Source organism: Streptomyces sp. W16 (assembly GCF_033194735.1).
GTDB lineage: Bacteria > Actinomycetota > Actinomycetes > Streptomycetales > Streptomycetaceae > Streptomyces.
On the sequence record NZ_JAWOAI010000297.1, the window covers coordinates 1 to 12,353 of the forward strand.

8 protein-coding genes are annotated in these 12,353 nt (G+C 69.7%); 4 read left to right on the forward strand and 4 right to left on the reverse strand.

Annotation, left to right across the window (positions count from 1 at the left end):
• Nucleotides 1–25: 25 nt before the first annotated feature.
• Complete coding sequence (locus tag R6V09_RS32080) at nucleotides 26–736, reverse strand: alpha/beta fold hydrolase (RefSeq protein ID WP_317884965.1); 711 nt, start codon at nucleotides 734–736, stop codon at nucleotides 26–28.
• Nucleotides 737–834: 98 nt separating this feature from the next.
• A complete protein-coding gene (locus R6V09_RS32085) occupies nucleotides 835–1,422 on the reverse strand; it encodes a hypothetical protein (RefSeq protein ID WP_317884966.1) in 588 nt (195 codons plus the stop codon).
• Between the two features lie 165 nt (nucleotides 1,423–1,587).
• Between R6V09_RS32085 and R6V09_RS32090 the strand changes: the two genes are divergently transcribed.
• From R6V09_RS32090 to R6V09_RS32100, 3 genes are all read left to right on the forward strand, one after another.
• Nucleotides 1,588–2,271 carry a DUF998 domain-containing protein gene (locus R6V09_RS32090; RefSeq protein ID WP_317884967.1) on the forward strand — a complete coding sequence of 228 codons (684 nt, stop codon included), beginning with the start codon at nucleotides 1,588–1,590 and terminating at the stop codon, nucleotides 2,269–2,271.
• A 56-nt stretch (nucleotides 2,272–2,327) separates the two neighbouring features.
• Entirely contained in the window at nucleotides 2,328–2,921 is a 594-nt protein-coding gene (locus R6V09_RS32095) for a TetR/AcrR family transcriptional regulator (protein ID WP_317884968.1), read from the forward strand.
• 188 nt (nucleotides 2,922–3,109) lie between these two features.
• Complete coding sequence (locus R6V09_RS32100) at nucleotides 3,110–4,012, forward strand: hypothetical protein (protein ID WP_317884969.1); 903 nt, start codon at nucleotides 3,110–3,112, stop codon at nucleotides 4,010–4,012.
• Nucleotides 4,013–4,091: 79 nt separating this feature from the next.
• Here the strand turns inward: R6V09_RS32100 and R6V09_RS32105 are convergent, their stop codons facing one another.
• Together R6V09_RS32105 and R6V09_RS32110 are read right to left on the reverse strand one after the other, a co-directional pair.
• Nucleotides 4,092–9,506: a DUF6531 domain-containing protein gene (locus R6V09_RS32105; RefSeq protein WP_317884970.1), complete on the reverse strand. Its 5,415-nt coding sequence runs from the start codon at nucleotides 9,504–9,506 to the stop codon at nucleotides 4,092–4,094.
• 419 nt (nucleotides 9,507–9,925) lie between these two features.
• Nucleotides 9,926–10,798: a helix-turn-helix transcriptional regulator gene (locus R6V09_RS32110; RefSeq protein WP_317884971.1), complete on the reverse strand. Its 873-nt coding sequence runs from the start codon at nucleotides 10,796–10,798 to the stop codon at nucleotides 9,926–9,928.
• A gap of 210 nt (nucleotides 10,799–11,008) precedes the next feature.
• On the opposite strand from R6V09_RS32110, the gene R6V09_RS32115 reads away from it, so the two are divergent.
• The gene (locus R6V09_RS32115) at nucleotides 11,009–11,896 is read left to right on the forward strand and encodes an oxidoreductase (protein ID WP_317884972.1); all 888 of its coding nucleotides are present in this window, start codon (nucleotides 11,009–11,011) and stop codon (nucleotides 11,894–11,896) included.
• The last annotated feature ends 457 nt before the right edge of the window (nucleotides 11,897–12,353 follow it).

Sequence of the window (12,353 nt, forward strand, 5' to 3'; positions counted from 1 at the left end):
CGCCACGACTGCCTGCGGAGAGGCCTCACGCGGTGGTGCCGGACGCCGCCTTCTCGATGAACGCGGCGACCTCGGCGGGCTTGGACACGTACACGGCGTGGCTGCCGCCGGTCTCGGCGACCGTGGCACCGGCGCGCTCGGCCATGACGCGCTGGGCGGGCGGCGGGATCATGTGGTCGTCGGTGGCGACCAGGTAGTAGCTCGGCTTGGCGCGCCAGGCGGGCTGGGTGACCGCACCGCCCAACGCGTCCAGTCCCCAAGGCACTTGGGAGTCGGCGAGGAACTCGGCGTCGGCGGCGGGCAGGTCCCCGGCGAAGGACGCGGCGAACTTCTCCCGGTCGAGGAAGAGGAAGCCGTCGACGGGAGGCAGGATCGGCGGCACCGGGGCCCCGGGCGGCGGGTCGGCGATGAGGGTGTTCACCGACTCGCCCTTGTCGGGCGCGAAGGCCGCGATGTAGACGAGCGCCGACACGTTCTCGTGGTTCCCGGCCTCGGAGATCACCGCGCCGCCGTAGGAGTGGCCGACGAGTACCGTCGGGCCGTCCTGGGCGTCGAGGACCCGTTTGGTCACGGCGACGTCGCCTTCGAGGGACAGTGTGGGGTTCTGGACGACGCTGACGTGGTAGCCGTCGGCGCGGAGTGCGTCGTAGACGCCCCGCCAGCCCGATCCGTCGACGAATCCGCCGTGCACGAGGACGACGTTCCGCGCTGTGGCGGCTTCCTGTGTGGTGCTCACGATGCGCCAACTCCTTCGTGGGGGTGAGTACTTGGTGTCGAGCGGTCGAAAGGTCGTGAAGTCGTGGGGCAGGGACGGCAGTTGGCCGTCCGGCCGGTCTACGGGACGGCCCGCACCGGCGGCTGGACCTGCGCCTGCGCCATGAGCCTGGCCTGGGCGCGGGCGGGATAGACCTTCGTGAAGACGGCGGGGGCGACCAGGCCGACGACATGGGCGGTGATGCCCACCCAGGCCGGGGCGTCCACCGCGTTGGCGACGGCCAGGCTGACGGCGATGAAGGTGAAGCCGGCTCCCCAGGCGCTGGTGATGAGGTTGTTGACCTGGACGAACTCCGGCATGTCCCAGTACTCGCGGGGGGTCTGGCGCTTGGCGATCCCCAGCGTGAAGGGGCTGCGGACCAGCAGGCTGCCCCAGGCGGTGCCGCCCAGCCAGACGAAGGAGATGACGTCGGTGTGGTCGGACAGGGAGGAGTCCGGCTTCGCGACCGCGACAGCACCGATCACCACGAAGTAGGCGAGGGTGCTGATCTCCAGGACCAGGGCGTCGAAGCCGACCCCGCGACGACGGTCGTTCAGCATCATCAGCAGCCCCGTGACGAGACCGCCGATCGCGCCCCAGCGCCAGTCGAAGGACGAGATGACGCCGGCGACGATCCAGGGAGCGAATCCGGGCAGATAAGCCAACATTGATTGTTCCTCGGTGGAATGGAGTGGACGCCGACTAGATGCACGGCGGCCTTCGAAGTTCGAACCTCGCTTTGTGACGCTCGTCACGTGACCGTCGAGCTCTAAACGGATAGATCTATCCACTTAATGTAGGCTGGTGAGCATGACCTGTCGAGAGGGGTTCTGATGTCACGCAAGAACTGGCTTCCGCCGGCAGCGGCCGTCCTGCTGCTGAACGCGGTGCAATGGGTGGTGTCCGAGGCGGTCGCCGCAGCCGCCTGGACCTCACCGCCCTACAGCTATGCCACGAACTACATCAGCGACCTGGGCGTCCCCGACTGCGGCACGCACTACCAGGGCCGCACCATCTGCTCGCCGGACCACGCGCTGATGAACACGTCGTTCATCGTCCAGGGAATCCTGTTCGCGACCGGCGTCGTCCTGCTGGCGGCCACCCTGCTCACCGGCCGTGCGCGCCGCGTCGTCATCGCCCTCGCCGCCGCGCACGTGGTGGGCTTCGTCCTGGTCGGCCTGTTCCACGGCTCCCCGGACGGCCCGGGCTACAGCCTGGCGCTGCATGTCGGGGGCGCGTCGGTCGCCATCCTGTGCGCGAACACGATCGCGATCCTCGCGGGCTCCCTGCGGAGCCTCCAACTGCCGCGCGCCTACCGCGTGTTCAGCATCGCGGTCGGCGCACTCGGGCTGCTCAGCGAGGCGTTCGTGGGTGCCTCCACGAGCACGGCCGGGATCTTCGAGCGGGGCGGTGTCTACTCGTGGCTGCTGTGGAGCGTCGTGACGGGCGTGTCCCTCCTGGTCAGGCAGCTGCGCCGCCCCGCCGAGGCGAAGATGCCGGAGAATGTCCCGGCGTGAGCCCCGATACCCAACGCCCCCTGCGAGCGGACGCGGAACGAAACCGCCGCCTGATAATGACGACGGCCGACCGCCTGTTCGCCGAGCGGGGGGCCACCGTCCCCCTCAACGAGATCGCCCGCGAGGCGGGCCTCGGCGTCGGCACGGTCTACCGGCGCTTCCCGGACCTCCAGGCACTGGTCGACGCCCTGTTCACCGAGCGGTTCACGGTGTTCCTGCACCTCGCGACCACGGCCGCGGAGCATCGGGACCCGGCCGGGGCGCTGCGGCACTATCTGCTGGAGGCGGCGCGGATGCGGGCCGAGGACCGCGCCCTGGAAGTCGTCCTGGCCAACGCCGACTTCGGCAAGGGGTCGACCACGCGGACCCGTGACCAGCTCGGCCGTCTCGTGGACGGCCTGGTGGCACGGGCGGTGGCGGCGGGCGCGGTCCGCGAGGACTTCGCCAGCGCCGATGTGTACGCCTTCCTGTACATGATCGGCGCGGTCGCCGACCGCACGAACGACGTGGCTCCGGACGCCTGGCGCCGCTACGCGGAGGCACTGATGGTGGGCTTTGGCCTCGATCCGTCACCGGCCCCGCATCCGACCGCCATGACCGACGACCAGCTCCTCGACAGCTGGCCGAAGCCTTCGGGCGGGCAGGACTAGGACGCCTGCCGGCGCCGCCCTTCGGCGACTGGCGGGAGGTGGCTCTCGGTGCCGGCTTTCCCGGCGTGCACCGCCCGCCCCGAAAGTCCTTGGCCCTCTCGGTGAACCTCTCCGTGCCCCCGCTACGTGTCCGGTGCAGTGCCCGCGGCGATCCCGTGGGCCCACCGATCGTAGACGGACAGGAACGGATGGACTCGATGATGAGATCTAGGACCGCGACACGACTCCGGCTCGACCGTCCCACCCGCTCGCTCGCCGGACGCGGGCGCGCGCTGGGCGTGGCACTGGCCCTCGGCGCGTTGCTGGCGTCGGGAGCGACAATGACCCTGGCGGCTCCGGCAGTTGCCGCGACGGGTGACATCACGTGCCCGTCCACCGCTTGCGTGCGGATCGCACCGGCGGCCGGCTCCCCGGTCGCCATCGCCCCCGACAACGCCGGCGCGGTGTACCTGGCGTACTCGGGAGGCGATCTGCTCAAGCTCGACCTGGCCACCGGAGCGCTCGACACGGTCACCACCGGTCTGGGCAACCTCCGCGGAGTGGCCGTCGCCGGCGGCAGCGCGTACATCACCAGCTTCGGCGGCACGCTTCAACAGGTCGACCTCGCCACGGGCGCTCGCCGTACCCTGGCCGCCGGCCTGCCCTCGCTCTTCGGCGTGGCCCGCTTCGGCACCACGACCTACGTCACCGACGGCAACGGAGAGATCGTCGCCGTCCCGGACGGCGGGACATCGCGCGTGGTGGCGACGGGCCTCGGCTTCTCCTACGGCCTCGCGTTCGACAAGGCGGGCCTCGCCTACACCGCGGACATGGGCCAGGGCCGCATTCTGCAGACGAACGTGGCCACCGGCACGACCCGGGTACTGGCCGACCAGAGCTACGAACCCACGTCGATCTCGGTCGGCGGCGACGGCCTGGTCTACTTCCAGGTCGGCGACGAGGTGAAGCGGGTGAACCCCGTCACCGGGGTGCAGTCCCACGTCGCCAACCTCCTCGGGATCAACGCCTTCAGCTTCTCCCTGGCGGCATCCGGCGACGCGTACACCGCCAGCGACGGCCTGTGGCGGATCAACGGGCTGACCTCGCGATGAGACGGTAGGCACCCCGCGTTCACGGAAGGGTGCCCGGCGGGTCTTCTCCCGGCCGGGCACCCTTCCTGCAACTCTGCGCTCAGTTGAACGGTCCCATCCTGCGGCCGTAGATGTTGATCTCTCCGAAGATCCGGCGGGCCTGGACAGCGAAGCCGGAAACGTCGCCGATCAGGGAATTCGCGCCCTCCGGACCCAGCTCACCGATGATGTTGTGGTTGCCGAGCTGAATCACGTTGTGGACGTTGCCGATGACGGTCCCGCCCTCGGTGATGACCGTTGTGCCGCCGTGCACGTTCCCCAGCAGAGTTCCGCCCCGGACGACGACGTCACCGAAGACATCGCCGGTCCTGATCTCACCGGGACCGACGGTGACGTGGTTGGGCCACCAGGCACCAGGCGGTATGTCTGAGCCCTCGACTGCCGAGAGCGAAGTGGGCGATTCGCCGGGGAGCAGGCCGGAGAAGGCGCCGCCGAGCGCTCCGAGGAGCAGGTCGCCCGGGGTGGTGGGTTCGCACAGGGCGTTGTCGAAGGCCCAGGTGTAGGCCGCGCCCACGCCCGCGTTGACGGTGGCCGAGGTGACCGTGGCGGCGGTGCTGCCTTCTTCCAGACCGAGGAGGTCTACGGCCCCTGCGCCGGCCGCGGGCATGAGGAGTCCGGCACCGAAGCCGTACAGCGCGCCCTTGCCGGCGGCGGTGCCGAAGCCGCTCCAGCTGAAGTCGTGGGGATGGCTGAGGGAGTAGCTGATGCCGCCGAAGACTCCACCGACGATGCCGCCGACGGCGGCGCTGACGCATTCGGGGCAGGCGCCCGAGGGATCGGTGAGAGTGGTCGGATCGTCGTCGGTGTAGGCGTAGGAGGACGTGGAGGGGGCTGCGATGGAGCTGGGTGCGGGGTCGGTGCTGGTGAAGCGGCCGGTGCTCGGGTCGTAGGTGCGGGCGCGCAGTTGGTAGCCGAGGGCGGTGCCGGCGGGGTCCTGGTACTGGCCGGTGTAGGCGAAGGGGTTGGCGGGTGCGCCGGTGACCAGGGTGGTGGCCGTGGTGGTGCCGTACGCGTCGTAGCCGTACTTGGTCTGGTCGACTCCGGCCGAGCTGGTGAGGTCGGTGATGGAGCCGGACAGGTCGTGGTGGTCGTAGTAGGTGCCGGCGCCGGTCCGCAGGGTCTGGGGCTCGCCCAGGGGGTCGTAGCGGTAGTCGCCGATCAGGGTGCCGGAGCCGTTGGTCTCGTCGGCGATCTGGGGCAGCGGGTTGTCGATGTCCCAGTAAGTGGTGCGCGAGAGCGTGCCGTTGGTCTTGGTGGTGGTCCGGTCGCCGGCCGCGTCGTAGGTGTAGGTGTACGCGGTGGAGCCGACGGTGGCGCCGGACAGCTGGCTCGCCGCGTTGTACTTGTAGGTCGTGGTGCCCGCGGAGGTCTGGTCGCCGTCGGCGTCGTAGGCGTAGTTGGTCGTGGTCGAGCCGGTGACGGCTTTGGTCAGTTCGTCGGCGGCGTCATAGGTGTAGCCCGTGCTGGCGGTACCGGTCGCCTTGGTGAGGCGGTTGCCGGCCTTGTCGTAGGTGTAGGTGGTCTTCGAGGAGCCGGTGGGGCAGCCGGTGGAGCCGGAGGGCGCCGTGCACTCCGAGAGCAGGCGGCCGTTGGTGTCGTAGCTGTAGCCGGTCGGCGGCTGTGCGGTGCCGGCGCGGGTGGACGTCACCGTCGACGGAGAGCCGTTCGCGTCCCGCGTGGCCGACCAACTCGCCAGCGTGCTGGTGGAGTTGGCCGAGGCGATGGTCGCCAGTTGGCCCGCACCGTCGTAAGTGCGGCTCTCCGTATAGCCGTTGGCGGTCGGGAGTGTGGTGGTGGTGAGGTTCCCGGCCACGTCGTAGGCGTATTTGGTGGTGGCCGAGTTGGCGGTCTGGGCGGTGACCTCGTCGTCGGAGTTGTAGGTGAAGGTGGCCTGGTAACCGTCCGGATTGGTACGCGCCGTCACGTCGTTGTCGGCGTCGTAGGTGTAGGTGAAGGGCGTGCTGCTGCCGGGTGCGGAGAGGGTGAGCAGCCGCCCCGCGGTGTCGTAGCCGGCGGCGCGGCTGCCGGTGGCGTCGGTGATGCCGGTGACCTGGCCGGCCGCGTCGTGGGCGTAGGAGACGGCGGTGGTGCCGTCGCTGTAGGTCCGGCCGGTCGGCAGGCCGCGGCTGTCGTAGGCGGTGGTGATGGTCTGGCCGCGGGCGTTGGTCGTGGTGGTCGGGTCGCCGTCGGCGTCGTAGGCCTGGCTGTCGGCGCGGCCGAGCGGGTCGGTGGTCTTGGTCAGGCGGTGGTCGGCGTCATAGGTGTACGCCGTCGCATGACCGTCGGCGTCGGTGCGGCCGGTGATGTCGCCGAAGGCGTCGTAGGTGTACGCGCTCACCCCGGTGTCGGGTGCCGTGACGGTGGTGAGGTTGTCGTCGGCGTCGTAGGCGTAGGCAGTGGAGTTGCCGCGGCCGTCGGTCGTGGAGGCGATGTTGCCGTCCGCGTCGTAGGAGCGGTGGGTGGCGGCGCCGGTCGGGTCGGTGACGGTGACCGGGTTGCCGGCCTGGTCGTAGCCGTAACTCCAGGTGTAGGCAGCCGCGTTGGCGCCGGAGACGTTGCCCCGGGGGTCGGTGGCGGTGATACGGCGGCCGTCGTCGTCGACCGTGTAGGTCGTCACCGCGCCCAACGGTGAGGTGACGGAGGTCAGGTCGTGGTCGGCGTCGTAGCCGTAACTGGTGGAGTAGGAGCGCCTGTCGGTGATCTTCGTGACCCGGTTGGTCTTGTCGTAGGTCCAACTGACGCTCTGGCTCAGCGGGTTGGTCACCTTCGTGGTGTTGTCATCGTCGTCGTAGGTGTAGGCGGTCGCCCTGCCGAGCGGGTCGGTGACCTTGACGGGCCGCTGGTCGGCGTCGTAGGCGGTGGCGGTGGTCGCACCGGTCGGGTCGGTGACGGTGAGCCGGTCGCCCGCGCTGTCGTAGCCGTAACTCCACGTGTACGAGGCCGGGTTGGCGCCGGAGTCGTTGCCGCGCGGGGTGATCGTGCTCAGCAGATGGCCGGCCTTGTCGTAGCCGTAACTCGTGGTGGCGCCCAGCGGATCCGTGACCGAGGCGACCAGACCGGCCGAGTTGTAGAGACGGGCGGTGCTCTTGCCCGCCGCGTCCTTCACGGACGTCAGCCGGTTCGCGGCGTCGTGGACGTAGCTCGTGGCCGCGCCGAGGGGATCGGTGACGGAGGTCAGGTTGTGCGCCGCGTCGTAGGCGTACGACGTCTTCTTGCCGCGCGGGTCGGTCACCGAGGTGACGTCGTCCGCGGCGTCGTAGGTGTAGGCGGTACTGTCGCCGAGCGGGTCGGCACTGGTCAGCCGTCTGCCGGACGCGTCGTAGGTGTAGTTGGTCTGCTCGTTCAGCGGCGAGGTGACGGAGGTGAGGTCTCCGGCCGTGTCATAGCCGTACGACGTCTTCTTGCCGCGCGCTGTCGTCACCGAGGAGGCAAGACCCGCCGCCGTGTACGTCAGGTTGGTCACCCCGCCGGCGGGGTCCGTGATCGACGTCAGGCGGCCCGAGGTGTCGTAGCCGTACGACGTCTTGTCCGAGCGGCCGTCGGTGTAGGTCGCGACGTTGCCGGACGTGTAGGTCCACTTCTCCGTCACATTCGGTGTGACACGGGTGAGTTGGTGGCCCGTGGCGTCGTAGGTGGAGGTGGTGTGGTCGCCGAGCGGGTCGAGGACGGAGGTGCGGTTGCCGTAGCCGTCGTAGCCGAAGTACGTCCGGTTGCCGAAGGGGTCGTAACGGGCCGTCAGCAGCCCGCCGGCGTACAGGTCGCTCCAGACGCCCCCGTCCGGGGCGGTGATGTCCGTCTCCCCGGTCCGGTACACGAACGTGGTGGCCGCGCCGGTGGCGCTGGTCTGCGTGAGGACGCGCCCGGAGGAGTCGTAGTCGTTGCTCACCACGTCGTGACCGAGCGGATCGCTGATCTTCGAGAGCCGGCCGCCGGTGTCGTAGCTGTAGGTGGTGGTGCCGCCGTCGAGACCCGTGACCGTCGTCAACCGGCCCGCGGAATAGGCGTAGTCGACGTGCCGGCCGTCCGCCAGCGTGACCCGGCTGAGGGTGGAGCCGCTGTACGACAGACTCACCGCGCGCCCGACCGCGTCCGTCACGGTCGTCAACTGCCCGCTGGAGTAGGCGAATGCGAGCCCCTGCCCCGAACGGTCCTTCCTGCCGGTGAGCAGCCCCGCCGAACTGAACGTCAGCGCCTGGCCGTCCAGCGTGGTCAGCGTGTAGCCGCCGCCGGAGACCGCCGCGAGGGTCGAGTGGGCCAGCAGGGGCGTGGTGAAGGTGCCGGTGGAGGTCTTGGCGTAGGTGAAGGTGGCGCCGTTCTCGTCGCGGACCGTGACGTCACCGTTCGCGGCCACCGCGAGGGAGGTCTCCCAGGGCAGGGTCCAGCCGGTGCCCAGGGCGCCCGAAGTCGCGTCATTGGACGAGTAGTTGCGCGACAGCGTGAACGGTACGCCGGGGGCGGCCACGGTCGCGTCGGTGAACGCCTCGGAGAAAGCACCGGTCGCCGAGTTCACCGGGTCGCAGTCCAGCGCCTGCGGCCGGGCGGCACCGGAGGCCGTGCCGCCGCAGCGGCCACCGTAGGTCTGGGCGGCCTGGAGGGAGGGGAAGGTGTAGGCGTTGACGGCGGTCCCGCCGGAGGTGCCGCCCGTGTCCGTCACGGTGCCGACCACGTCCAGGCTGATGTAGTTGCCTCCGCCCGCGGGGCAGTCCTGCGGCACCGTGTACGTCTCGTACACCCGGGGCGGGGTCGGCGTCGGACCGCCGTTGGTGGTGTTGAGCTGGGTGAAGGTGGAGGGTGCGGTGACGACTTGGCCGTCGTCGAGGGTGACGTTCGGGCCACAGCCGGAGAGCTTCCAAGTGACGTGCACCGTCGCGGTCACATTGAGATAGGTGCCGCTCGTCGAGTCCCAGCCGTCGACCGAGTTCCAGATGTCCGCGCCCAGCGTCAGCGTTTCGCCCGGGACCACCACACCCATGTTGAAAGAAGCCGGTGAGACTTCCAGGTTGGCCCAGGCCCGCGGATCACCGCCCGGCCCCGCTATCACCACGTTGTCCGGCACGCCAAAGACGCTGGTGGCGGCAACCGCGTCCGGGTGTACGGCAGTTGTCGCGGCGGCGCCGTGTGCCGAGGCGGTCTTCCGCGCCTTGTCGGTCTCTGCGCGCAGCGCGGTGGAGGTGGGGCGCGATCCCCGCAGCGACACAACGGACGCGGCACGCGCGCCGGTTGAGCGATCGTGCGCGACTTCGGTGCGGCGCTGCGCGAGCGTCATCGCGTGCTGTGGACCGACGGGTCTCGGCTTCGTCGTCGACTTCGCGGTCGTCGTCGACTTCGCCGTGGACGAGACTCCGCTGCCCGAGGCCGGCGTGGCCACCGCCACAGCCGGAACGGTGGAGGTCAGACCCCAGAGGAGAGCGAACACCACCCCGGATCCGAGCAGCCTGAATCGACCTCTGTTCATGACACAGCCCCCTTGGCACGAAACATCGTGACACCGCGACACTCAGCCGGTCATGAACATGCCGCACCACGCATGGTTTCCCGCCCCGGCGCGGAGGAGCAACGTCCATTTCCCGGGCTCGGACGACGGCGATCCCATCCGGCCAGATGGGCGGATGACAACGACATGGGCGACTTGCCGCCACTATTTCCCGCGCAACACCTGTGGCGTCGGAGGCTTTCTTTGCACTCCGCTTACGGTCTTCACCAGGAGTTGACCGCCATATTCCAGAACAACGGGTATCACGGAGAGCACCCGTAACCCGTGCGTACTCCGATGCGGTTGTGGTCGATCCCGCACTTGTCTCGAAGCGGCCCGCGCAAGTCAGGATCTGTTCCCGACCGGCTCCAGGACGACTGCGACGCCGTGATCGCGGGCGTCTAATGATCCGCGTGCTGCCCGTGCGAGGTCTCGGGCTGCCGTATCCACGCGGCCAGTAGCCGAAGCGCCTCTTCGGAACTGGAGCCCGCCTCGGCGGTGTAGACACTCAGCCGCTGGTCCGGGTCGGCGGGCAGGGTGAGGGACTCGTAGTTGAGGGTGAGCGGGCCGACGACCGGGTGGTGGAAGTGTTTGCTGCCATGCGTGTGCCGGTACACGTTCTGGTCGGCCCACCAGTGGCGGAAGTCCTCGTCCGTGATCGAGAGTTCGCCGACGAGTTCGGCCAGCAGCGGATCGTGGGGATGGCGTCCGGCGTCGCGCCGGAGCGAGGCGACGATGTCCTGGGCGTGGGCGTCCCAGTGGGTGTACAGCGAGCGCGCGGTCTCGTCGCAGAACATGAACCGCACCAGGTTCCGCTCCCTGTGCGGCAGCGCCTCGAAGTCGGTGAGCAGCGCACGTGCCATCCGGTTGGACGCGAGTACGTCCAGTCGCCGCCCCAGCACAAGGGCGGGGGTGTGCTCAAGGATCCGGAGCAGGTCGCGCAGCCCCGGGCGGACCGGCTGCGGACGCGTCGCCGTGCGCCGGGGCCTGCCCGCGGCGGGCTTGGCGAGCTGGAACAGGTGGGCGCGTTCGTCGGGATCGAGGCGCAGTGCGCGGGAGATGGCGTCCAGCACGGTCTCGGAGACGTTCAGTCGGCGTCCGCGCTCCAGGCGTACGTAGTAGTCGACGCTCACGCCCGCCAGTTGCGCGATCTCCTCGCGGCGCAGTCCTGGCACTCGCCGGAAGCCGCCGTCGTCGGACAGGCCCGCCTGGCGCGGGGTGATCCGTGCCCGCCGGGAGCGGAGGAACTCGCCGAGAGCTGTGTTGCGGTCCATGCCGTTCACGATAGGGCCGCAGATCGCCCCGACGGCCGGTGAAAGGGGGACTAGCAGTCCCCCGGTCCGGCTGTCCCCGGGGCGAGGCGGACCCCCCGGAAGCCGGTCAGCAGCCGATTCCGGTGCTGAAGTGGAACGTGTCGAGACCGACCCGATCGGGGCCCAACCGCCCCGGTCGGCCGCTGTTCGCATCGCACGAAGGGAACTCCCGTGTCGGACACCAAGCCATCCGAGCCATCCGAGAAATCCAAGACAACCAAGACATTCCTGATCACCGGCGTCAGCACCGGCCTGGGCCGCGCACTCGCGCGCGCCGCGCTGGCCGCGGGCCACCGGGTGGTGGGCACGGTGCGCACACCCGCCGACGCACGTGCCTTCGAGGCGCTCGCCGGCGACGCGCACGCCCACATCCTGGACGTGACCGACCATGACGCGGTGGACACGGTCGTCGACGGGATCGAGCGCGACCTGGGCCCGGTCGACGTACTTGTCGCCAACGCCGGGTACGGCCTTGACGGCCTCTTCGAGGAGTCGTCGATGGATGACCTCCGCCGTCAGTTCGAGGTGAACGTCTACGGAACCGTGGCGGTGATCAAGGCCGTGCTGCCGCACATGCGGGAGCGCCGTTCGGGCCACATCATCGCCGTCACCTCGATGGGCGGGCTGATCACCATGCCGGGGCTCAGCTTCTACCACGGCAGCAAATTCGCGCTGGAGGGCATCCTCGAAACGCTCGGCAAGGAGGTCGCCGCTCTCGGCATCCATGTCACCGCCGTCGAGCCGGGCAGTTTCCGGACCGACTGGGCAGGCCGTTCGATGATCCGCGCACCCCGTGCGATCGCCGACTACGACGAGCTGTTCGAGCCGCTGCGTGACCGGCGCACCCGCGGCAACGGGCACCAGCCGGGCGACCCGGACAAGGCCGCCGCCGCGGTGCTGCGCATCGTGGCAGCCGACCGGCCGCCGACGCGCCTGCTGCTCGGCCCCGACGCGCTTCGGCTCGTCCAGGCCGGACGCGACGCCTTCGAGCGCGACATGCTGGCATGGGCAGAGCTGTCGGCCTCGACCGACTTCGACGACGTCAGCCGGTCCGCCTGACGTCACTCGCTGTCGGGCCCCCAGCGCGGGGCCTCGACGGCGGCCGTCGTCACCAAGTCGGCCCGCACACATGAAACAGCGGGTCAGGAGCTCTTCGCGACTGGCTCAAGGATCGCGACGCACTCCACGTGGTGCGTCATCGGAAACGTGTCACCGCGGCCGGGAAGCGAATAAGCACAGGTCAGGTGCGGTTCTCAGGGCTGACAGGAGGGCATCAGACGCTCGGAGCGTCAAATGAGCGTCATGGGTTTCCGTTCGGCCAAACCGTTCCATGGACTGACCGACTGCCGCCAGAGGCACCCGGTCACGCATGAGACAGCGGATCAGCAGCAACGTGCTATCACGATGCAGTACCACCCCTGCGCCGTCTCACACCGCGCGCACGGCGGTGGAGCACCGATGCGTGGCGTCCCCTGATTCCATTCGACCGCAGGCGCCCACCGGCGCCCGAGGTCCG